Annotated in this window: 17 protein-coding genes; 12 read left to right on the forward strand and 5 right to left on the reverse strand. The window is 54.7% G+C overall.

Annotation, left to right across the window (positions count from 1 at the left end):
* Positions 1-6: 6 nt before the first annotated feature.
* From nuoN to menE, 9 genes are all read left to right on the forward strand, one after another.
* Positions 7-1,467, forward strand: a complete 1,461-nt coding sequence (gene nuoN, locus ACLBVC_RS06795; protein ID WP_410149000.1) for an NADH-quinone oxidoreductase subunit NuoN — start codon at positions 7-9, stop codon at positions 1,465-1,467.
* Positions 1,468-1,660: 193 nt separating this feature from the next.
* Positions 1,661-2,176 carry a DUF1097 domain-containing protein gene (locus tag ACLBVC_RS06800; RefSeq protein WP_410149001.1) on the forward strand — a complete coding sequence of 172 codons (516 nt, stop codon included), beginning with the start codon at positions 1,661-1,663 and terminating at the stop codon, positions 2,174-2,176.
* A gap of 104 nt (positions 2,177-2,280) precedes the next feature.
* A complete protein-coding gene (locus ACLBVC_RS06805; protein WP_195816361.1) occupies positions 2,281-2,589 on the forward strand; it encodes a DUF883 family protein in 309 nt (102 codons plus the stop codon).
* A 230-nt stretch (positions 2,590-2,819) separates the two neighbouring features.
* Positions 2,820-4,160, forward strand: a complete 1,341-nt coding sequence (gene menF / locus ACLBVC_RS06810; RefSeq protein WP_410149002.1) for an isochorismate synthase MenF — start codon at positions 2,820-2,822, stop codon at positions 4,158-4,160.
* A 23-nt stretch (positions 4,161-4,183) separates the two neighbouring features.
* Positions 4,184-5,857, forward strand: a complete 1,674-nt coding sequence (menD, locus tag ACLBVC_RS06815) for a 2-succinyl-5-enolpyruvyl-6-hydroxy-3-cyclohexene-1-carboxylic-acid synthase (protein WP_410149003.1) — start codon at positions 4,184-4,186, stop codon at positions 5,855-5,857.
* Positions 5,854-6,651 carry a 2-succinyl-6-hydroxy-2,4-cyclohexadiene-1-carboxylate synthase gene (menH, locus tag ACLBVC_RS06820; RefSeq protein WP_410149004.1) on the forward strand — a complete coding sequence of 266 codons (798 nt, stop codon included), beginning with the start codon at positions 5,854-5,856 and terminating at the stop codon, positions 6,649-6,651. The genes menD and menH overlap by 4 nt, the downstream gene beginning before the upstream one ends.
* Entirely contained in the window at positions 6,638-7,495 is an 858-nt protein-coding gene (gene menB, locus ACLBVC_RS06825) for a 1,4-dihydroxy-2-naphthoyl-CoA synthase (RefSeq protein ID WP_410149005.1), read from the forward strand. The genes menH and menB overlap by 14 nt, the downstream gene beginning before the upstream one ends.
* The gene (menC, locus tag ACLBVC_RS06830) at positions 7,495-8,496 is read left to right on the forward strand and encodes an o-succinylbenzoate synthase (protein ID WP_410149006.1); all 1,002 of its coding nucleotides are present in this window, start codon (positions 7,495-7,497) and stop codon (positions 8,494-8,496) included. Before menB ends, menC begins: the two co-directional genes overlap by 1 nt.
* A complete protein-coding gene (gene menE, locus ACLBVC_RS06835) occupies positions 8,481-9,857 on the forward strand; it encodes an o-succinylbenzoate--CoA ligase (RefSeq protein WP_410149007.1) in 1,377 nt (458 codons plus the stop codon). Before menC ends, menE begins: the two co-directional genes overlap by 16 nt.
* Before the next feature lie 55 nt (positions 9,858-9,912).
* Here menE and ACLBVC_RS06840 read toward each other — a convergent pair whose 3' ends face one another.
* Positions 9,913-11,346, reverse strand: a complete 1,434-nt coding sequence (locus tag ACLBVC_RS06840; RefSeq protein ID WP_410149008.1) for a catalase — start codon at positions 11,344-11,346, stop codon at positions 9,913-9,915.
* Between the two features lie 321 nt (positions 11,347-11,667).
* On the opposite strand from ACLBVC_RS06840, the gene ACLBVC_RS06845 reads away from it, so the two are divergent.
* Positions 11,668-12,213 carry a YfaZ family outer membrane protein gene (locus ACLBVC_RS06845; RefSeq protein WP_410149009.1) on the forward strand — a complete coding sequence of 182 codons (546 nt, stop codon included), beginning with the start codon at positions 11,668-11,670 and terminating at the stop codon, positions 12,211-12,213.
* A 159-nt stretch (positions 12,214-12,372) separates the two neighbouring features.
* Positions 12,373-13,578 carry a nicotinamide mononucleotide deamidase-related protein YfaY gene (locus ACLBVC_RS06850; protein WP_410149010.1) on the forward strand — a complete coding sequence of 402 codons (1,206 nt, stop codon included), beginning with the start codon at positions 12,373-12,375 and terminating at the stop codon, positions 13,576-13,578.
* 172 nt (positions 13,579-13,750) lie between these two features.
* Here the strand turns inward: ACLBVC_RS06850 and yfaE are convergent, their stop codons facing one another.
* The 4 genes from yfaE to ubiG all read right to left on the reverse strand — a co-directional run bounded on the left by yfaE (position 13,751) and on the right by ubiG (position 18,729).
* Positions 13,751-14,011 carry a class I ribonucleotide reductase maintenance protein YfaE gene (gene yfaE, locus ACLBVC_RS06855; protein WP_101076085.1) on the reverse strand — a complete coding sequence of 87 codons (261 nt, stop codon included), beginning with the start codon at positions 14,009-14,011 and terminating at the stop codon, positions 13,751-13,753.
* Entirely contained in the window at positions 14,012-15,142 is a 1,131-nt protein-coding gene (gene nrdB, locus ACLBVC_RS06860; RefSeq protein ID WP_104921292.1) for a class Ia ribonucleoside-diphosphate reductase subunit beta, read from the reverse strand.
* A 64-nt stretch (positions 15,143-15,206) separates the two neighbouring features.
* Positions 15,207-17,489, reverse strand: a complete 2,283-nt coding sequence (gene nrdA, locus ACLBVC_RS06865) for a class 1a ribonucleoside-diphosphate reductase subunit alpha (protein WP_410149011.1) — start codon at positions 17,487-17,489, stop codon at positions 15,207-15,209.
* 502 nt (positions 17,490-17,991) lie between these two features.
* Positions 17,992-18,729 carry a bifunctional 2-polyprenyl-6-hydroxyphenol methylase/3-demethylubiquinol 3-O-methyltransferase UbiG gene (ubiG, locus tag ACLBVC_RS06870; protein WP_410149012.1) on the reverse strand — a complete coding sequence of 246 codons (738 nt, stop codon included), beginning with the start codon at positions 18,727-18,729 and terminating at the stop codon, positions 17,992-17,994.
* Between the two features lie 260 nt (positions 18,730-18,989).
* Here ubiG and gyrA point away from each other — a divergent pair, with 260 nt between their 5' ends.
* Positions 18,990-21,638: a DNA topoisomerase (ATP-hydrolyzing) subunit A gene (gene gyrA, locus ACLBVC_RS06875; protein ID WP_410149013.1), complete on the forward strand. Its 2,649-nt coding sequence runs from the start codon at positions 18,990-18,992 to the stop codon at positions 21,636-21,638.
* Positions 21,639-21,746: the final 108 nt, after the last annotated feature.

Consider the following 21,746-nt stretch of genomic DNA (forward strand, 5'->3'; position numbering starts at 1 on the left):
CTCGCCATGACATTTACACTTCAAAATCTGATCGCACTATTACCGCTGATGATCGTCGGATTGACGGTGGTGGTGGTGATGCTGTCCATTGCGTGGCGACGCGACCATTTTCTCAATGCCACACTGACAGTCATCGGGCTGAACGTTGCCTTACTTTCCCTTTATTACGTCGGGCAGGTCGGGCCGCAGGACGTCACACCGCTGCTGCGTGTTGACGGTTATTCGATGTTCTACATCGGGCTGGTGTTGCTGGCCAGTCTGGCAACCAGTACGTTTGCTTACCCGTGGCTGGCCGGTTATCCGGACAACCGCGAAGAGTTCTACCTGTTAGTTCTCATCGCGGCCATGGGGGGCATTCTGCTGGCCTGCTCTAACCATCTGGCATCAATGTTCCTGGGGATCGAACTGATTTCTCTGCCATTGTTTGGCCTGATCGGTTACGCCTATCGCCAGAAACGTTCACTCGAAGCCGCTATCAAATACATGCTGCTGTCTGCAGCTGCATCTTCATTCCTGCTGTTCGGTATGGCGCTGCTGTACGCACAGTCCGGTGATTTGTCCTTCGCGTCATTGGGCAAGAATCTGGGCGACGGACAGATGCTGCATCAGCCGCTGCTGATGGCCGGTCTGGGCATGATGATTGTTGGCCTGGGCTTCAAACTGTCACTGGTTCCGTTCCACCTGTGGACGCCAGACGTGTATCAGGGCGCACCCGCACCGGTTTCGACTTTCCTGGCGACCGCCAGCAAAATCGCCATCTTTGCCGTGGTCATGCGTTTGTTCCTGTACGCACCGGTGGCTGACAGCGAAGCCATCCGCATTGTGCTGGGCATTATCGCCTTCTGTTCGATTCTGATCGGTAACCTGATGGCTATCAGCCAGAGCAACATCAAGCGTCTGCTGGGTTACTCGTCAATCGCTCACCTGGGTTATCTGCTGGTGGCGCTGATTGCCGTGCAAACGCATCAGCTGTCGATGGAAACTGTCGGTGTGTATCTGGCCGGTTACCTGTTCAGCAGCCTCGGCGCGTTTGGTGTGGTCAGCCTAATGTCCAGCCCGTACAAAGGCCCGGACGCAGAATCGCTGTTCTCTTACCGTGGTCTGTTCTGGCATAAACCGATCCTGTCCGCGGTAATGACTGTGATGATGTTGTCACTAGCCGGTATTCCGATGACGCTCGGCTTTATCGGTAAGTTCTACGTGATTGCAACCGGTGTGACCGCGCATCTGTGGTGGCTGACCGGCGCTGTGGTTGTCGGTTCTGCGATTGGTCTTTACTACTACCTGCGCGTGACCGTGAGCCTGTATCTCAGTGCGCCGGAAACGCTGGTTCGTGACACCCCGAACAACTGGGCGTTAACGGCAGGCGGCGTGGTGGTTCTGATTTCCGCGATTCTGGTGTTGTTGCTGGGTATCTTCCCGCAACCGCTGATTTCGCTGGTGCAGATGGCCCAACCGTTGCTCTGACAGCCCGCGCAATAAATGACGAAGCCGCTCACCTGAGCGGCTTTTTTAATCGATAAGCTTTAATTATGTGATGTGAATCACATTTATATGTACGTTCAACGAATCATTACATCAAATTTGTGATCTTACCCATTCCATTCTTCCCATCAATGCGTAAACTGCGCGCTTGTTCAAATTTGTGCAGGTTTTAAACATGAATGTTTTAGTGATGATCGCGATTACCACCGGGATCCTCTCCGGTCTCTGGGGCTGGGTGGCCGTCAGTCTGGGGCTGATCGGCTGGGCAGGTTTTCTGGGCTGCACGGCGTATTTCGCCTGCCCGCAGGGCGGGTTGCGCGGGCTCGTGATCAGCACGCTGACCTGCATGAGCGGCGTCTTCTGGGCGGTCGTCATTATCGCGGGCAGTGCGATGCGCCCGGAACTGAGCATTCTCGGCTACATGCTGACCGGCGTTGTCGCTTTCTTCATGTGTATTCAGGCCTGGCAACAATGGTTGGCTTTTGTGCCAGGCACCTTCATCGGCGCGTGTGCGACCTTTGCCGCGCAGGGCGACTGGCGTCAGGTAGTCGTTTCGCTGCTGGTCGGTCTGGTGTTCGGTTATGCGATGAAAAACAGCGGATTATGGCTGGCGAAACAGCGTGAAAAACCGCGTGCGCAGCCGGAAAAATCTGCCGTTTTTGCGAAAACCGAAGGGTCAGAAGGTTCTTAAAACTCCCGAATTTACGGCAGTTTATGCGGATCCGGCGGGCAATTACTCCCGTTCTGCGCTAGGGTTATAGGCAGTGTGAACTTTCACATCCTAAGGAGATAAACATGGCTGACCAATTTGAGACACAGCAGAACTCGTTAGATGACGATTTGCGTATGCTGACTGAAACTCTGGAAGAAGTGCTGAAATCTTCCGGTGATAAAGCCGATGAGAAGTATGTCCAAATCAAAGCGCGTGCAGAAAATGCACTGAAAGATATCAAATCGCGCATTGATCCGCAGGCTCGCTCTTACTGTAAAAAAGCCCGCAAAGTTGCAGAACAAACTGACAGCTATGTGCGCGACAATCCATGGCACGGCGTCGGTGTTGGCGCGGCCGTAGGTCTGGTGGTTGGCCTCCTTCTGCGTCGCTAATCCCGCTGAGCAGGAGCGGTTTTCGCTGCTCCTGCTGCCTCACGTTTGATTACTCCTTTCTCTCCTCCTATACTCCTTCTTAGCTAACGCCACTCACTTAGGCTTGATCTGTCGCATATTTTCATTTTTCGTATCGCCGCATAATTCATCCGTAACTGATCCAACCCGTTTTTTGATCCAGAAGGGTATTTCTACCCGTCACAAAACATCCGGTATGGCCCGAGGTAGCGGTGAAACAAATATCAGCAATCATTGAACAGCTTGATACAGCGCTTGCAGGCGAATGGCCTGATACCGCAGGCATCCGGCAGTTTAGTTATTCCCTGCAAAAACAGCCTGACACCGGCCTGCTTGAATGGTTATCCGCACAACCGTGCTATCCGAAATTCTACTGGCAGCAGCGAGATGGCAATGAAGAAGCCGCTGTGTGTGGCGATGCCTATGCGTTTGGCAACCTGCCGCAGGCGCAGGATTTTATCCGCGAACACCAGCATATTCCCGATCTGCATATCTGGGGGCTGAACGCCTTCAATGCGGACAACGATGACGCCGCATTTGCCGCCAACGCACTCTTTCTGCCACGCATTGAACTCTGCCGTAAAGGCACCACTTACTGGCTGCGCTGTACCGTTTTCAGCACCCGCTCATTGTGCGATGAAGCACGTCGCACCCGGTTGTTCCTGCGTTCTCTGGTCGCCAGCCGGGATTTGCCGCCGATCACTTCCCGCGTCATCCAGCACCAGCATTTGCCCGCACAACCGCAGTGGAACGAACTGATTTCACAGGCGCTGACCTGCATTGAACAGCAGCAATTCGACAAAGTCGTTCTCGCCCGTAAAACGACCTTAACGCTCAGCCAGCCGCTGAACGCCTGCGCTTTTCTCGCCGCCAGCCGCGAAGTCAATCATCGCTGTTATCACTTCATGCTGGCGTTTACGCCGCAACAGGCTTTTCTGGGCTCCAGCCCGGAACGTCTGTTCCTGCGCGATCATACTGAATTATTCACCGAAGCGCTGGCGGGCACCGTCGCCAATCATCCTGATGATGATGAGGCACAAACGCTCGGTGAATGGCTGCTGAATGACGGTAAAAACCAGCGTGAAAACCTGCTGGTGGTTGATGATATTTGCCAGCGTTTGCAGGGCGGGGCGCATTCTCTGGACGTGATGCCCGCTGAGATTTTGCGCTTACGCAAAGTGCAGCATCTGCGCCGCAGCATCCACGGCGAGCTCGCCGAAGCCGATGACGCCGGATGCCTGCAACGTCTGCAACCGACAGCGGCGGTGGCCGGATTACCGCGCCAGGCCGCGCGTGCATTTATCGCCAGTTATGAGCCGTTTGACCGCCAGTGGTATGCCGGTTCTGCCGGATATCTCAGTACTGAACAAAGTGAATTTACCGTGGCACTTCGCTCTGCGGTGGTAAAAGGACATCAGCTTGAACTTTACGCCGGGGCGGGGATTGTCGCCGGTTCAGACGCTGCAGAGGAATGGCAGGAAATTGAAAACAAGGCCGCAGGATTGCGGACTTTGTTGGAAGAGCATTACACGCCTGCCGTTCAGGCCGGATAATTCTTTGCCGGAGTGAGTTCATCATGTCTGTTGCCGTCTTTAACCGTCGCTGGGCGACGCTGATCCTTGAAACACTGACCCGCCATCAGGTGCAGCACGTCTGTATCGCCCCCGGCTCCCGTTCCACGCCGCTGACCCTTGCGGCCGCGGCGCATTCGCACCTTATCAGCCATACCCATTTTGATGAACGCGGTCTCGGCCACCTGGCGCTCGGTCTGGCAAAAGCCAGTGGGCAACGTGTGGCGGTGATCGTGACGTCCGGCACCGCCGTGGCGAATCTCTATCCTGCGCTGATTGAAGCCGGGCTGACCGGTGAAAAACTGGTGTTGCTCAGTGCCGATCGTCCGGCAGAGCTCATCGACTGCGGCGCGAATCAGGCCATCCGCCAGACCGGCATGTTTGCCAGCCATCCCGTTGAAACGCTGGATTTGCCGCGCCCGACGCCGGAAATCAGTGCCCGCTGGCTGGTGTCGGCACTCGATAACGCACTGGCTCAGCAAACGCACGGCGCTCTACATGTCAATTGTCCGTTTGCTGAGCCGCTTTATGGCGAAGATAACGGTGAGCATCAGGACTGGCTGCAAACGCTGGGTGACTGGTGGCAGGGAAATCAGCCGTGGCTGTCTTATTCGCTGGTACAGCATCTGGCAGTGCAGCCTGACTGGTTTTCATGGCGGCAAAAACGCGGCGTGATCATCGCCGGACGCATTTCTGCCCGCGAAAGTGAGTTGCTGGCGCAGTGGGCTGAACAACTCGGCTGGCCGCTGATCAGTGACGTTCAGGCGTCAACCGGCAATCCGCTGCCGTGCGCAGACTTGTGGCTGGCATCGCCGCAGGCGCAGGCAGTATTGGCGCGTTCGCAACTGGTGATTCAGTTTGGCGGCGGGTTGACGGGGAAACGGTTACTGCAATGGCAGGCCGCGTGCCAGCCGGATGAATATTGGCTGATCGACGCCTTGCCGGGCAGACAGGATCCGGCGCAGCACCGTGGCCGTCGCATTCAGGCCGACGTGGCTGGCTGGTTGCAGGCGCATCCTGCGCAGCCTCAGCCAGACTGGGCGGAAGAACTGGAGCATTGTTCTCAGCGCGCGTTAAACGCCGTAGAAAATTGTCTGGAAGGTACCTTTGGCGAGGCCGCAGCGGCGTGGCTGTTACCGGCTTTATTGCCGGAACATGGCCAGCTCTTCCTCGGCAACAGCCTGATTGTCCGCCTCGTGGACGCTTTCGCGCAGTTGCCCGCCGGTTATCCGGTCTTCGCCAATCGCGGCGCCAGCGGAATTGACGGCCTGCTCTCGACCGCCGCCGGTGTACAGCGCGCAACCTGCAAACCCACGCTGGTGCTTCTCGGAGATATCTCCGCACTTTACGATTTAAATGCACTGGCGCTGATGCGTCAGTGTTCCGCCCCGACGGTCATCATTGTGGTGAATAACAACGGTGGGCAGATTTTCTCTTTGTTGCCGACGCCGGAAGCCGAGCGTCAGCGTTTCTACTGCATGCCGCAGAATGTCGAATTCAGCCACGCGGCTGCGATGTTTGGTCTGGACTACGCCTGCCCGGATTCCATGAGCGAGTTGCGCGACACCGTCAGCCAATGCTGGCAGCAGGGCGGGGTAAAACTTATCGAGCTGAAAGTCAGTGAAACGGAAGGCGCGGAGTGTCTGCGTGATTTAGTCAGAGAGGTCAGCGCATCATGACGCTGGCCTGCACGCGACTCAGTGGCGAAGCCGAAGGGCGTCCGTGGCTGGTCTTTCTCCACGGCCTGTTAGGCAGCGCTGAAGACTGGCAGCCGCTGTTACCTTCACTGACCGGATGGTCGTGCTTACGGGTGGATTTGCCGGGGCACGGACATTCCGCCGATATTACCTCCGCCGGTTTCGCCGACGTCAGCCAGTTGCTGACTGATACGTTGCATGAGCAAGGCATTACGTCTTACTGGCTGATCGGTTACTCACTGGGCGGCCGCATCAGCCTGTATCACGCCTGTCACGGTGATACATCCGGCTTGCAGGGCGTGCTGGTGGAAGGCGCCCATCCCGGGCTGACCTGTCAGGCTGAGCGCGCGCAGCGCCGTCATCACGATCAGCAATGGGCTGCCCGTTTCACGCAAGCGTCCTGGCCGCAGACACTCGCCAGCTGGTATCAGCAGCCGGTGTTTTCCGGCCTGACGGACGAACAGCGCGCACAGCTGGTGTTATTGCGCGAAAGCAATAATCCCCGCGCCGTTGCCGCGATGCTGGCTGCCACGTCGCTATCGGTGCAGCCGGATTTGCGTCCGGATTTGCATCTGCTTCCCCGCCCGCTGGCATGGCTGTGTGGCAGTGCCGACACCAAATTTATCCATCTCGCACAGCAGTCCGGTTTCGAACTGCGCACCGTCGCCAATGCCGGGCATAACGCCCATCGTGACAATCCGACGGAATTTGCCCGTCAGGCGCTGGCGTTCATTAATTCACCTGTCTTAAAGGAAGTTGAGCATGATTTATCCTGATGAAAAAGAACTCTATGCGCCGGTTGAATGGCGAGACTGTACCGGCGAATTCGAAGATATCCGCTATCACAAATCGATCGACGGCATTGCTAAAATCACCATCAACCGCCCGCAGGTGCGTAATGCGTTTCGCCCGCTGACCGTGAAAGAAATGATCCGTGCGCTTGATGATGCCCGCAACGACGAAGGCATTGGCGTGATCGTACTGACCGGCGAAGGCGAGAAAGCCTTCTGCGCAGGCGGCGATCAGAAAGTCCGCGGCGATTACGGCGGCTATCAGGATGCCAGCGGCGTGCACCATCTGAACGTGCTGGATTTCCAGCGTCAGATCCGTACCTGCCCGAAACCTGTTGTGGCGATGGTGGCCGGTTTCTCCATCGGCGGCGGACACGTTCTGCATATGATGTGCGATCTGACGATTGCTGCGGATAACGCCATCTTCGGTCAGACCGGACCGAAAGTCGGTTCCTTCGACGGCGGCTGGGGGGCTTCTTACATGGCGCGTATCGTGGGTCAGAAAAAAGCCCGCGAAATCTGGTTCCTGTGCCGTCAGTACGACGCCAAAGCCGCGCTGGAAATGGGTCTGGTCAACACCGTGGTTCCGCTGGCCGATCTGGAAAAAGAAACCGTGCGCTGGTGCCGTGAAATGCTGGAAAACAGCCCGATGGCGCTGCGTTGCCTGAAAGCTGCACTCAATGCAGACTGCGACGGTCAGGCCGGGTTGCAGGAACTGGCGGGTAACGCCACCATGCTGTTCTACATGACCGACGAAGGTCAGGAAGGCCGCAACGCGTTTAACGAAAAACGCCAGCCGGACTTCAGCAAATTTAAGCGTAATCCGTAATGCGCCGCGCCACGGTGTACCGGTATAGCCTGCCGATGGAGGCGGGCGTGGTGCTGCGCAATCAGCGTCTGAAAACGCGTGATGGTTTGCTGGTATCACTGTGGCAGGACGATAAAATCGGTTGGGGCGAAATTGCGCCGCTGCCCGGTTTTAGTCAGGAAGCGTTGCCGCAGGCGCAGGACGCCGTTCAGCACGGACTGAGCCAGTGGGTGCAGGGCGCCTCGCTGAGGGCGGTGGCCTCAGCGTTCAGCAGTTTGCCTTCCGTGGCGTTTGGCCTCAGTTGCGCCGACGCGGAATTGCGCGGTGACTTGCCGGAAGTCATGAGTTTGCGCTGTGCGCCGCTGTGTCATGGCGATCCGAATGAACTCTATGCGCGTCTGGGTGAACTGCCGGGTGATTTATTTGGCAAGAAAGTCGCCAAAGTGAAAGTCGGTTTGTATGAATCGGTAGGCGACGGGCTGAATGTCAGCATGTTGCTGGAAGCTTTGCCGGAGCTACGTTTACGCCTCGACGCTAACCGCAGCTGGACGCCGGTCAAAGCCGAAGGGTTTGCCCGTCACGTCGCACAAGAGCTGCGTTCGCGTATCGCGTTTATCGAAGAACCCTGCCTGACACGTGAACAATCCCGCGACTTTTCACGTACCACTGGCATCAACATTGCCTGGGACGAAAGCGTGCGCGAACCTGGTTTTACCGTTCAGGCCGAACCCGGTCTGGCGGCGATCATCATCAAACCTACGCTGACGGGAACCTTGTTGCGCTGCCGCCAGCTGATTGCGCAGGCCCACTCGGCGGGTCTGGAAGCGGTCATCAGTTCATCAATTGAATCCAGCCTCGGGCTGACGCAGCTGGCGCGTATCGCGCAATGGCTGACGCCGGATGCCGTGCCGGGGCTTGATACGCTGGATCTGATGCAGGCACAGCTGGTCCGGCAATGGCCGGGTTCCGCACTGCCGCTGATGGATGTTTCTCAACTGGACAGGGTATGGCAGAGCCAATGATCAACGACTGGCCGTGGCGTGAATGGGCAAAACGTTCACCGTTTGCCGTGGCGCTGAAAGCCGGGGATATCACCTGGTGCTGGCGTGATTTACAACATCGTGTCGATTCACTGGCCGCCGGATTTATTCAACAAGGCGTCAGTGAAGGCGCGGGTGTTGTGCTGCGCAGTAAAAACAGTCTGGATGCGCTGCTCAGTTATCTGGCGCTGTTGCAGGCTGGCGCGCGTTTACTGCCGCTGAATCCGCAGTTGCCGCAGAGTCTTTGCGAAGAATTATTACCTCAGCTCGACATCCGTTTTGTTCTCGATCTGACTGGAAAGCCGCTGTCCCTGAGCCAGACGTTGCTGAATTTGCGTAACGCGTTTTCCGTCAGCTGCGTTTCATGGCAGCCGGAGCGCATTGCGACAATGACGCTCACTTCCGGTTCCAGCGGGTTGCCGAAAGCCGCGGCGCATACCCTTTCTGCTCATCTTGCCAGTGCGCGCGGCGTTCTGGGTCTGATTCCGTTTACGCACAACGATAGCTGGCTGCTTTCGCTGCCGCAGTTTCATGTTTCGGGGCAGGGGATTATCTGGCGATGGCTTACCGCCGGTGCCACGCTGGTGCTGGCTGCGGATAAAAATATCGCGGCCGCGCTGACGGAATGCAGCCACGCGTCACTGGTACCGACGCAGCTCTGGCGTTTACTGCAACAACCGGCATTCCCGGCGTCCCTGCGACACGTACTGCTCGGCGGTGCGCAAATCCCGCTGGAGCTGACCACGCAGGCCGAAAAGGCTGGCGTTCAGTGCTGGTGCGGTTACGGTATGACGGAAACGGCGTCCACGGTGACGGCCAAACGCGCTGATGCGTCGGCGGGCGTGGGCATGCCGCTGGCTGGAAAAGACGTCCGTATTGCTGACGAAGAAATCCTGATCCGTGCCGACAGTCTGGCGGCCGGTTACTGGAAAAACGGTGATCTGATGCCGCTGACGGATGGCGATGGCTGGCTGCATACTCGTGATCGCGGCGAATGGCAGGGCGAAGAGCTGTTTATTGCAGGGCGTCTGGATAATCTGTTTTTCAGCGGTGGCGAAGGCATTCAGCCGGAAGATATCGAAAAGGTGCTGGTCAGCCATCCTCAGGTTTCGCAGGCTTTTGTGGTTCCCGTGGCTGATGAACAGTTCGGACATCGTCCGGTGGCGGTTCTCGACGCACAGGCCGGGCTGGTTTATGCGGAACTGAATCTCTGGCTGAGCCGGAAATTGCCGCATTTCCAATTGCCGGTGGCGTATCACGCGCTGCCCGAAACGCTGGCGCAGGGTGGTATCAAAATCTCCCGGCTGCGCATCCGGCAGTGGGTTGAAACGCTGAACGCGTAGACGTAAAAAGGGCCGCATCGCGCGGCCCTTATCAGTGCTTAAGGTGTAAATCGGATCAGGCTTTTAGTGCTTCTTCAACGCCTGCGCCATACGCCGGATCGACATTGTAGAACAGGTCGAGCTGGCGTTGTTGCGTTTCAGGCGATGCATGTTTGAGTTCACCCGCGATGCGCGCAAACATACGCTGATGTTCTTCGGCGCCAAGCAGGTTGAACAGCAGGCGCGGCTGCGTGTAGTAATCGTTATCTTCGTGGTGGTTCCAGTGGTCTGCCGCGCCTTCAATCGTCAGCGGTGGTTCGCTGTAATCAGGCTGTTCCTGGAATAAACCTGCGCTGTTCGGCTCATACGTCACGCCGTTGCCGCTGTTGCCGTCAACGCGCATTGCGCCGTCGCGGTGATAATTGTGGAACGGGCATTTCGGTGCGTTCACCGGGATCTGATGATGGTTCACGCCCAGACGATAACGATGCGCGTCGCCGTAAGAGAACAGGCGGCCCTGCAACATTCTGTCCGGCGAGAAGCCGATGCCCGGCACCACGTTCGCCGGGCTCATCGCCACCTGCTCAACGTCGGCAAAGTAGTTTTCCGGATTACGGTTCAGCTCGAATTCACCGACTTCAATCAGCGGGTAATCGCTGTGCAACCAGACTTTGGTCAGGTCAAACGGGTTGTACGGCAGTTGGGAGGCTTCCGCTTCCGGCATGATTTGCACGAACAGTTTCCAGCGCGGGAAATCGCCGCGTTCAATGGCGTCATACAGATCACGCTGTGAACTTTCGCGGTCGGTGCCGACCAGCTTTTCGGCTTCATCGTCCATCAGGTTTTCAATACCCTGCTGGCAGCGGAAATGGAATTTCACCCAGAAACGCTCGTTTTCTGCATTGATAAAACTGAACGTGTGGCTGCCGAAACCGTGAATGTGACGGTAAGACGTTGGCAGACCGCGGTCACTGACGTCGATCGTCAACTGATGCAGCGCTTCCGGCAGGTGCGAGAAGAAATCCCATTTATACGCCGGGTTACGCAGGTTAGTGCGCGGGTCGCGTTTCACGACGTGGTTCAGATCCGGGAATTTCAGCGGGTCACGCAGGTAAAACACCGGTGTGTTATTACCGACCAAATCCCAGTTGCCTTCTTCGGTGTAAAACTTCATGGAGAAACCACGAATGTCACGTTCCGCATCCGCCGCGCCGCGTTCACCGGCCACGGTAGAGAAACGGATAAACATGTCGGTTTGCTTGCCGATTTCGGAGAAGATTTTCGCGCGGGTGTATTGCGTAATATCGTGCGTCACGGTGAACGTCCCATGCGCGCCGGAACCTTTTGCATGCATGCGACGCTCAGGGATCACTTCGCGGTCGAAGTGGGCTAATTTCTCAAGAAACCAGACATCCTGCAAAAGCAGCGGGCCACGTCGGCCAGCGGTGATGACATTGTTATTATCGACGACGGGTGCGCCAGCGGCTGTTGTTAATCCTTTCTTCGTCATGACAATTCCTTCCAGTTTTAAAACGGGTGTGGGACAAAAGGTGTGTAGTAAGCCTTTTTACATTCCATGTCTGAGGGGTGCTTTCCTAAGCGAAATTCAGGTTACCCATTAGTAATAAACCCTATATTGATCAGGGGCAAATTGGCTGGAGTTATCATTCCAATAACAAATCATCGTTTCATGAATGAAATCGATGTTTCTTACAATTTACCGCCTTTTAGCGAATGTTTTAAAGTTCCAAAAAGTTGTTACAACTGAGTGAATTGCTTTAGACTTCACGCGGAAGAATTATTGTCGTTTAGCAATTATTTAGGATAAATAATGAAAAAGTTTCTTGTCGCTGGTATTGCTGCCAGCCTGATGTTCGCGGCTGCTTCTGCAAATGCAATCAGCGTGAATGGTGAAGTTGGCGAGCATTACACTCATTTGGGCGCGGGCTTCGGCACCACTTCTCCGGGTCTGGCGTTAAGCGGTGACTGGACGCATAACGATGACGATGGCGATGTCGCGGGTCTGGGTCTGGGCTACAACATCCCGTTGGGTCCGTTCATGGCCACCGTCGGCGGTAAAGGGCTTTACACCAACCCGAAAGACGGCGACGAAGGTTACGCAGCGGCAGTTGGCGGCGGTCTGCAATTACCCATCGCTAAACTCTTCACCCTGTACGGCGACTACTATTACTCTCCGGATTCACTGTCCAGCGGCATTGGCAACTATAAAGAAGCCAACGCGGGCGTGCGTCTGACGGCGATTCCGTTGGTGACCGTGAGCGTGGGTTACCGTTATATGGCGCTGGACGGTAAAGACGGCAACCGAGACAACATCGTAGCCGATGGCGCGTATCTCGGCGGCGCTGTTAATTTCTAATTCCTCTTCATCTTTCGAGGAACCGCCTGATAAAGCCTGCTTAGCGGGCTTTTTTTTCGTCTTGATGCTCACTTCCGCACTCTCACTTTGTGCTTTAGCAATTGTGTTTCGGCCTGAGCCTTTCTACAGTGGAGTGACAAAAAACAGAAGGAGAACGAGATGCTTAGGGTTGAGATGCTGAGTACGGGTGATGAAGTGCTGCACGGCCAGATTGTGGATACCAATTCCGCGTGGCTGGCGAATTATCTGTTCGAACAGGGTCTGCCGATGACCAGCCGCGAAACCGTCGGCGACAGTCTGGAAGCGCTGGTAGCCGTTCTCAAAGAACGCAGCCATATCGCCGATGTGCTGATCGTAAACGGGGGTTTAGGACCGACAACGGATGACCTGAGTGCGCTGGCTGCCGCCAAAGCCTGCGGCGTTGAGCTGGTGGAAGATGCCGGTTGGATCAAAACCATGGAGGCATTCTTCAACGAACGTGGCCGCCCGATGGCGGAATCCAACCGCAAACAGGCGCAGATCCCGGCCAATGCCGAACTGCTGGATAACCCGGTCGGCACGGCCTGCGGATTCAGCGTCAGGCTCAACCGCTGCCAGATTTTCTTCACGCCGGGCGTCCCTTCTGAATTCAAAGTGATGGTTGAACAGCAAATTGTGCCGCGTCTTCACAAACAATTCCCCGCACTCGAAGCACCGTTGTGTCTGCGTCTGACCACTTTCGGACGTGGCGAAAGCGATCTCGCCACCGAACTGGATAAACTCGAGCTTCCAGAAGGTGTGGTAATGGGCTATCGCTCATCGTCACCGATTATCGAACTGAAAGTCACCGGCCCGCGTTCGCAGGAAGCGGCGATGCATAAAGCTTTCGAACGCGTCCGCGAAGTGGCGGGTGAGAGCACAATTTTTGAAGGTCTGGGGAGTTTGCCGGATCGTCTGGCTGAGCGTCTTCTGGCACAAAACCTGCGTCTTGCGGTGAGTGAAAGTTTCACCGGCGGCCTGCTGAACTGGCGGCTGCAAAGCGCAGGCGTTCCGCTGGCCGAAGGAGAACTGCTGGCACACAGCGAAGAAGCTTCGCCGGAGAAATCCCTCGAATGCCTGCTGGCGCGTGCACAGGGTCTGGCGGAAAAAACCGGCGCACAACTCGCGCTGGCCGTCGGCGCAATATCCGGCGATCAGCTTAGCCTTGCCTTGCATACGCCGTCCGGTACGAGCGGATTAACGATTCGTTATACCGCCACGCGGCATGGTCTGACGTTACGGCAGGAGACGATGGCGATGGTCGCGATGGATATGCTGAGGCGTTATCTGAACGGATGGGAAGTGGTGGCGGATTATCCGTGGTTGGATCGAGTGGCGAAGGTCTAGCTTTGCAAAGCTAAGATCAAGACCTTGGGTTGCCACCCAAACTGGCCCAAAGGGCGCGTTAACGCGCGCGCCCTTTGGTCGGTGTGAGCCGATGCCCACGACCTTGATTTTGATTTTGATTTAGAATTTAAACCGGAAGCCAATCTGAACAGCGGGTACGGGCAGCAGCCCGCTAAAATTCAACTTCAATATCCCCCACCGGCAAGCAGCAGCATGGAAGGACATCTCCTTCCGCCACAAACGCCAGCGGTTTTTCACTGTACTCAACCGTCCCGCGAACGAGCTTCATGCGGCATGATCCGCAATAACCTTCCCGGCACTGATATTCCACTTCAACCTGATGATGCTCAAACACTTCCAGCAAATTCCGGTGGCCGGATTTGCAGGCCAGTTGCTGGCCGCTTGCTGAAAGTGTGATCGTCCTGTCCGTCATTTAAAGCTCGAAATCACTCAAATCGTCGGCGTGAACTTCAGAGTCAATCTGCCCCACCAGATAGGAGCTGACTTCCACTTCCTGCGGAGCCACCTGCACGTTGTCAGAAACCAGCCACGCATTGATCCATGGGATCGGGTTAGAGCGGGTTTTGAATGGTGCGGTCAGGCCCACAGCCTGCATGCGGATGTTGGTGATGTATTCCACGTACTGACACAGAATGTCTTTGTTCAGGCCGATCATGGAACCGTCTTTGAACAGGTATTCTGCCCAGTCTTTTTCCTGTTGCGCGGCCAGCACGAAGAGATCATGGCATTCCTGCTCACACTCTTTGGCAATCTCAACCATTTCCGGGTCATCCTGACCTGAACGCAGCAGGTTCAGTGCGTGCTGGGTGCCGGTCAGATGCAGCGCTTCGTCGCGGGCGATCATCTTGATGATTTTCGCATTCCCTTCCATCAGCTCGCGTTCCGCAAAGGCGAAGGAACAGGCGAAGCTGACGTAGAAACGCACGGCTTCCAGCGCGTTGACGCTCATCAAACAGATGTAGAGTTTTTTCTTAAGTTCACGCAGGTTTACCACGACGGTTTTGCCGTTTACCTGATGCGTGCCTTCACCCAGCAGATGATAGTAGCTGGTCATTTCGATCAGCGTGTCGTAGTAACCGGAGATGTCTTTCGCGCGCTTGAGGATTTCTTCATTGGTCACGATATCGTCAAACACAATCGCCGGATCGTTCACGATGTTACGGATGATGTGCGTATAAGAGCGGGAGTGAATGGTTTCGGAAAACGCCCAGGTTTCTACCCAGGTTTCCAGCTCAGGAATGGAGATCAGCGGTAACAGCGCCACGTTCGGGCTGCGTCCCTGAATGGAATCGAGCAACGTCTGGTATTTCAAGTTGCTCAGGAAGATGTGTTTTTCGTGATCCGGAAGGGCCTGAAAATCGATACGGTCGCGGGACACATCAATCTCTTCAGGACGCCAGAAGAAGGACAGCTGCTTTTCGATCAGCTTCTCAAAGATTTCATGTTTCTGCTGATCGAAACGGGCAACGTTGACTGACTGGCCGAAAAACATCGGTTCCAGCAGTTGGTTATTTTTGTTCTGAGAGAAAGTGCTATAAGCCATATTGTCCTCGGACAAAAGCCCCGGTTAAGGGGCTTTGTTTAAAATGATAAATCAAAACAAACGATTAGATTTTGCAGGCACCGCTTTCGCAGTCGTCAGCCACTTCCGCTTTCATGTCTTCCTGCACATCGTCAGCACCGTCGCGGGTGTTCTGATAGTACAGCGTTTTTACGCCGAATTTGTAGGCCGTTAGCAGGTCTTTCAACAACTGTTTCATCGGCACTTTGCTGTTCGGGAAGCGCGACGGGTCGTAGTTGGTGTTCGACGAAATCGCCTGGTCGATGAATTTTTGCATCACGCCAACCAGTTGCAGATAACCGTCGTTGTTTGGCATGTCCCACAGCAATTCGTACTGATCTTTCAGACGCTCATACTCAGGCACAACCTGACGCAGGATTCCGTCTTTCGAAGCTTTAATGCTGATGTGACCGCGCGGTGGCTCGATGCCGTTGGTGGCATTGGAGATTTGCGAAGACGTCTCGGAAGGCATCAGCGCGGACAGCGTGGAGTTACGCAGGCCGTGAGTTTTGATGCTTTCACGCAGGGAATCCCAGTCCAAATGCAGCGGCTCGTCGCAAATTGCATCAAGATCTTTCTTGTACGTATCGACCGGCATGATGCCTTGCGAGTAAGTAGTTTCGTTGAACCACTGGCAAGCACCTTGTTCTTTCGCCAGTTCGTTGGAGGCTTTCAGCAGGTAATACTGAATGGCTTCGAACGTTTTGTGCGTCAGGTTGTTGGCGCTGCCGTCAGAATAACGCACACCGTTTTTCGCCAGATAGTAAGCGTAGTTGATCACGCCGATACCCAGAGTACGGCGACCCATCGCACCGCGTTTTGCGGCCTTGATCGGGTAATCCTGATAATCGAGCAGGGCGTCGAGCGCACGAACGGCCAGAACCGCCAGCTCTTCCAGATCGTCCAGGCTTTCAATCGCGCCGAGGTTAAAGGCAGACAGCGTACACAACGCAATCTCACCGTTTTCATCGTTAACGTCGTCAAGCGGTTTGGTTGGCAGCGCGATTTCCAGGCACAGGTTGGACTGGCGAACAGGTGCGATAGACGGATCAAACGGGCTGTGGGTGTTGCAGTGGTCAACGTGCTGAATGTAAATACGGCCGGTAGAGGCACGTTCCTGCATCATCAGTGAGAACAGCTCAACCGCTTTCACTTTCTGCTTACGGATGTTGCTGTCTTGCTCGTATTTCTCATACAGACGCTCGAACTCGTCCTGATCGGCGAAGAACGCGTCGTACAGGCCAGGCACGTCGGACGGGCTGAACAGCGTGATATCGCCGCCTTTCACCAGTCGCTGATACATCAGTTTGTTGATCTGCACGCCGTAGTCCATATGACGGACGCGGTTGCCTTCAACACCACGGTTATTTTTCAGTACCAGCAGGCTTTCTACTTCCAGATGCCACATCGGGTAGAACAGCGTCGCTGCGCCGCCACGAACGCCACCCTGAGAGCAGGATTTCACCGCAGTCTGGAAGTGTTTATAGAATGGGATACAACCGGTGTGGAACGCTTCACCGCCACGGATCGGGCTACCCAGCGCACGAATGCGACCGGCGTTGATGCCGATACCGGCACGTTGGGAAACGTATTTAACGATGGCGCTGGACGTCGCGTTGATGGAATCCAGGCTGTCGCCACATTCAATCAGAACGCAGGAGCTGAACTGACGGGTTGGGGTACGCACGCCAGACATGATCGGCGTAGGCAGGGAAATTTTGAACGTAGAAATCGCGTCGTAAAAACGTTTGATGTAGTCCAGACGGGTTTCACGCGGGTAGCCGGAGAACAGGCACGCGGCAACCAGAATATAGAGGAACTGTGCGCTCTCGTAGATATCGCCGGTCACACGGTTCTGCGCCAGGTATTTCCCTTCGAGCTGTTTAACCGCTGCGTAGGAGAAATTCATGTCGCGCCAGTGGTCAATAAAACTGTCCATCTGCTCGAACTCTTCAGCCGTGTAGTCTTCCAGCAGATGTTTGTCGTATTTACCCATTTCAACCATGCGGGTGACCTGGTCGATCAGTTTTGGCGGTTCAAACTGGCCGTAGGCTTTTTTGCGCAGGTGGAAAATCGCCAGGCGGGCAGCCAGATATTGGTAATCCGGGGCATCTTTAGAGATCAGATCGGCAGCCGCTTTGATAATCGTTTCATGAATATCAGCGGTTTTAATCCCGTCATAGAACTGGATGTGTGAACGAAGTTCTACTTGAGAAACTGATACGTTTTGAAGACCTTCCGCTGCCCAGTCAATGACACGGTGGATTTTATCAAGGTTGATGCGTTCTGTGCGGCCATCACGTTTAGTAACAAGCAGACTTTGGTTCATTGGGTGCGATACCTTAAAGGTTTATAAAGGGTCTGACCTGGCCGTGAAAACACGCGCGACAGCACAAAGAGTCCCTTGTGTGCTGGTCAGGATATAAACACAATATATTGTGGGTTTGTTATTTTCTGATGACAAGATAGTGACTGAATGACCCTTTGGCAAGTGAACAAAATGGTCAGTTTTGTGGATAAGTTGGGGAGAAATTTTTGCGCCACGGCTGAGGAGTCCGTCATTGCTGGCGCGACAAACCTGTCAATATCTGAGATACGATTTTCTTATATTTTTGCGAAAGGTGATCGACTGCCGGTTTATTAAACGTTAGAAAAAAACGCTATATTGATCTGGATAATTATTCTAAAAAAACATGTTGCGTCTGCCGGGTGAACCAACGCCCTAAAAACTAAGGTTTAAGTGACATTAAGAGCAGGGATGTTCGGGAGAACTCTGAAGATTTCAGCCCGGAATGCATCTTCCGGGCTTGACGCGGGCGGATTTCGCGCACTCAGCTTGCGCTGTTATTTTCAGCCTGGGTATGAATCATGTAATTCACATCGACGTTTGGCCCGAGCTTGAAATGGTCGGTCAGCGGGTTGTAATGCAGCCCCATGATATGGCGTTCAAACAGCGGCGTGCGGTCAATCATGTTCAGCAGCTCAGACGGCTTGATGAACTTTTTGATGTCATGCGTGCCCTTAGGCACCATCTTCAGCACATATTCCGCGCCGAAAATCGCCATCAGCCAGGCTTTGTTATTGCGATTGATGGTCGAGAAGAAAACATGACCACCAGGTTTGACAAGACGGGCGCAGGAAGCAACCACAGACGCCGGATCCGGTACGTGCTCCAGCATTTCCATACAGGTGACCACATCGTATTGCTGCGGATGGGCTTCGGCGTGGGCTTCAACCGTTTCCTGCACGTAAGTGACTTTCACACCGCTTTCCAGCGCATGCAGACGCGCGACCTGCAACGGCTCGCCGCCCATGTCCAGACCGGTCACGTCTGCGCCGGCCACCGCCATGCTTTCACTTAAAATTCCGCCGCCGCAGCCGACGTCGAGAACCTTCTTCCCGAACAGGCCGTCGGCGCGCTCAAGAATGTAATTAAGACGAAGTGGATTAATGCGGTGAAGGGGTTTGAATTCGCCTTCCAGATCCCACCAGCGCGAGGCGACGGCCTCAAACTTGGCGATTTCTTCGTGGTCAATATTCTGTGCCTTAGCGGCCGGTGTGGTTGTCATGAGCGTGATGAACTCCTTATGTCCTGATGAGCGGATTATACATATTCCGTCCGGTTTGGTTCAGTTTTGTCGCCGCTGGCTAATCTTTGTACGAATTCACACGCTTTGCGCAAAGGTTTGAATCATGTTGGATAATACTGCGCAAAAGGGGGCGGTTGTTTTCCACGTTTGGCTGGTTTGTGGTATAGTTTTACACCTTTGCGCTATATATGCCTACGTGGGCAGCGGCCATGAATAATCAGTAGAGGGATAGCAGCTCCATGAGCGACCTTGCCAGAGAAATCACACCGATTAACATCGAAGAAGAGCTGAAAAACTCTTACCTGGATTATGCGATGTCCGTTATTGTCGGGCGTGCGTTACCAGATGTGCGCGATGGTTTGAAACCGGTGCACCGCCGCGTACTTTTCGCAATGAATGTCCTCGGTAACGACTGGAATAAAGCCTACAAAAAATCGGCCCGTGTGGTCGGTGACGTTATCGGTAAATATCACCCACACGGTGATACCGCAGTTTATGACACCATCGTTCGTATGGCTCAGCCATTCTCACTTCGCTACATGCTGGTGGACGGGCAGGGTAACTTCGGTTCTGTGGATGGCGACTCCGCCGCCGCCATGCGTTATACCGAAATCCGCATGTCAAAAATTGCACACGAATTGCTGGCAGACTTAGAAAAAGAAACTGTCGATTTCGTGCCAAACTATGACGGCACCGAACAAATTCCTGCGGTAATGCCAACGCGTATTCCTAACCTGCTGGTTAACGGCTCGTCAGGTATCGCGGTCGGTATGGCGACCAACATTCCGCCGCACAACCTCACTGAGGTGATCAACGGCTGTCTGGCGTACATCGAAGATGAAAACATCAGCATTGAAGGGCTGATGGAACACATCCCAGGGCCTGATTTCCCGACGGCGGCGATCATCAACGGTCGTCGTGGTATTGAAGAAGCTTACCGTACTGGCCGTGGCAAAATCTCCATCCGTGCCCGCGCTGAAGTGGAAGCAGATGCCAAAACCGGTCGCGAAACCATCATTGTTCACGAGATCCCGTATCAGGTGAACAAAGCCCGTCTGATCGAAAAGATCGCCGAGCTGGTGAAAGAAAAACGTGTCGAAGGCATCAGTGCACTGCGTGATGAGTCCGACAAAGACGGTATGCGTATCGTCATTGAAATCAAACGCGACGCCGTCGGTGAAGTGGTTCTGAACAACCTCTATTCACTGACTCAGCTACAGACTTCTTTCGGCATCAACATGGTGGCATTGCACCAAGGTCAGCCGAAAATTCTCGGTCTGAAAGAAATCCTGTCCGCGTTTGTTCGTCACCGCCGTGAAGTGGTGACGCGTCGTACTATTTTCGAACTGCGTAAAGCCCGTGACCGTGCGCATATCCTTGAAGCACTGGCGATCGCGCTGGCAAACATCGATCCTATTATCGAACTGATCCGTGCTGCACAATCTCCGGCTGAAGCGAAAGCGGGCCTGATTGCGCGTTCATGGGATCTGGGTAACGTTGCTGCAATGCTGGCAAGCGCCGGTGATGATGCGGCACGTCCTGAATGGCTTGAACCTGAGTTTGGTATTCACGACGGAAAATACTTCCTGACTGAACAGCAGGCTCAGGCGATTCTGGATCTGCGTTTGCAGAAACTGACCGGCCTTGAGCACGAAAAACTGCTGGATGAATACAAAGAGCTGCTGGTACAAATCGCCGAGCTTTTGTACATCCTTAACAACCCTGACCGTCTGATGGAAGTCATTCGTGAAGAGCTGGAAGCGATCCGCGATCAGTATAATGATCCGCGTCGTACCGAAATTACCGCAAACTCTTCTGACATCAATATCGAAGATCTGATCAATCAGGAAGACGTTGTGGTGACCTTGTCGCATCAGGGTTATGTGAAATATCAGCCTCTGACCGACTATGAAGCGCAGCGTCGCGGTGGTAAAGGCAAGTCAGCCGCACGTATTAAAGAAGAAGACTTTATCGACCGTCTGCTGGTGGCTAACACACATGACACCATTCTGATGTTCTCAAGTCGCGGACGTCTGTACTGGATGAAAGTCTATCAGTTGCCGGAAGCCAGCCGCGGTGCCCGTGGCCGTCCGATCGTCAACTTACTGCCGCTTGAGCCGAACGAACGTATTACCGCCATTCTGCCAGTACGCGAGTACGAAGAAGGCCGCCATGTGTTTATGGCAACCGCCAGCGGTACCGTGAAGAAAACGGCTCTGACCGATTTCAGCCGTCCGCGCAGTGCCGGCATCATCGCCATCAACCTGAACGAGGGTGATGAGCTGATTGGTGTTGACCTGACCGACGGTAAAGACGAAGTCATGCTGTTCTCTGCAGCCGGTAAAGTGGTGCGCTTCTCTGAAGAAGCCGTCCGCTCGATGGGCCGTACAGCGACCGGTGTTCGCGGTATCCGTCTGGGCGAAGGCGACAGCGTTGTGTCCCTGATTATCCCGCGCGGCGACGGTTGTATTCTGACTGTGACGCAAAACGGTTTCGGTAAACGTACTGAATCCACCGAATATCCAACCAAATCCCGTGCAACGCAGGGCGTTATCTCCATCAAAGTGAGCGAGCGTAACGGACCGGTTGTTGGCGCGATTCAGGTAGATGAAGCGGATCAGATCATGATGATCACCGACGCCGGTACGCTGGTGCGTACCCGTGTTTCTGAAGTCAGTACCGTTGGTCGTAACACCCAGGGTGTGACGCTGATCCGTACGGCAGAAGAAGAACACGTCGTCGGCCTGCAACGTGTTGCAGAACCGGTAGAAGATGAAGAACTGGATGGCGTTGCCACCGAAGCGGGCGAACTGGAAGCGGCACAAGCAGCCGATTTGTCAGATGATGCTGAAAGTGAAGACGAGCAGCCAGACGACGAAGAAGAATAAGTTTTCGTAGTCAGATGAATGAAGGGCATAACATGGCAACGTGTTATGCCTTTTTTTATTAACATCGTATTTTTTAGAAACCACGACAATAGTGTATTCTGAATCCTA

This window comes from Rahnella selenatireducens (assembly GCF_046449555.1).
In the GTDB taxonomy this organism is placed as follows: domain Bacteria; phylum Pseudomonadota; class Gammaproteobacteria; order Enterobacterales; family Enterobacteriaceae; genus Rahnella; species Rahnella selenatireducens.

Excerpts from the sequence above, each read along its gene's own strand:
- nuoN (WP_410149000.1), top strand. The coding sequence starts at position 7 with ATGACATTTACACTTCAAAATCTGATCGCACTATTACCGCTGATGATC.
- ACLBVC_RS06800 (WP_410149001.1), top strand. The coding sequence starts at position 1,661 with ATGAATGTTTTAGTGATGATCGCGATTACCACCGGGATCCTCTCCGGT.
- ACLBVC_RS06805 (WP_195816361.1), top strand. The coding sequence starts at position 2,281 with ATGGCTGACCAATTTGAGACACAGCAGAACTCGTTAGATGACGATTTG.
- menD (WP_410149003.1), top strand. The coding sequence starts at position 4,184 with ATGTCTGTTGCCGTCTTTAACCGTCGCTGGGCGACGCTGATCCTTGAA.
- menH (WP_410149004.1), top strand. The coding sequence starts at position 5,854 with ATGACGCTGGCCTGCACGCGACTCAGTGGCGAAGCCGAAGGGCGTCCG.
- menB (WP_410149005.1), top strand. The coding sequence starts at position 6,638 with ATGATTTATCCTGATGAAAAAGAACTCTATGCGCCGGTTGAATGGCGA.
- menC (WP_410149006.1), top strand. The coding sequence starts at position 7,495 with ATGCGCCGCGCCACGGTGTACCGGTATAGCCTGCCGATGGAGGCGGGC.
- menE (WP_410149007.1), top strand. The coding sequence starts at position 8,481 with ATGGCAGAGCCAATGATCAACGACTGGCCGTGGCGTGAATGGGCAAAA.
- ACLBVC_RS06840 (WP_410149008.1), bottom strand. The coding sequence starts at position 11,346 with ATGACGAAGAAAGGATTAACAACAGCCGCTGGCGCACCCGTCGTCGAT.
- ACLBVC_RS06845 (WP_410149009.1), top strand. The coding sequence starts at position 11,668 with ATGAAAAAGTTTCTTGTCGCTGGTATTGCTGCCAGCCTGATGTTCGCG.
- ACLBVC_RS06850 (WP_410149010.1), top strand. The coding sequence starts at position 12,373 with ATGCTTAGGGTTGAGATGCTGAGTACGGGTGATGAAGTGCTGCACGGC.
- yfaE (WP_101076085.1), bottom strand. The coding sequence starts at position 14,011 with ATGACGGACAGGACGATCACACTTTCAGCAAGCGGCCAGCAACTGGCC.
- nrdB (WP_104921292.1), bottom strand. The coding sequence starts at position 15,142 with ATGGCTTATAGCACTTTCTCTCAGAACAAAAATAACCAACTGCTGGAA.
- nrdA (WP_410149011.1), bottom strand. The coding sequence starts at position 17,489 with ATGAACCAAAGTCTGCTTGTTACTAAACGTGATGGCCGCACAGAACGC.
- ubiG (WP_410149012.1), bottom strand. The coding sequence starts at position 18,729 with ATGACAACCACACCGGCCGCTAAGGCACAGAATATTGACCACGAAGAA.
- gyrA (WP_410149013.1), top strand. The coding sequence starts at position 18,990 with ATGAGCGACCTTGCCAGAGAAATCACACCGATTAACATCGAAGAAGAG.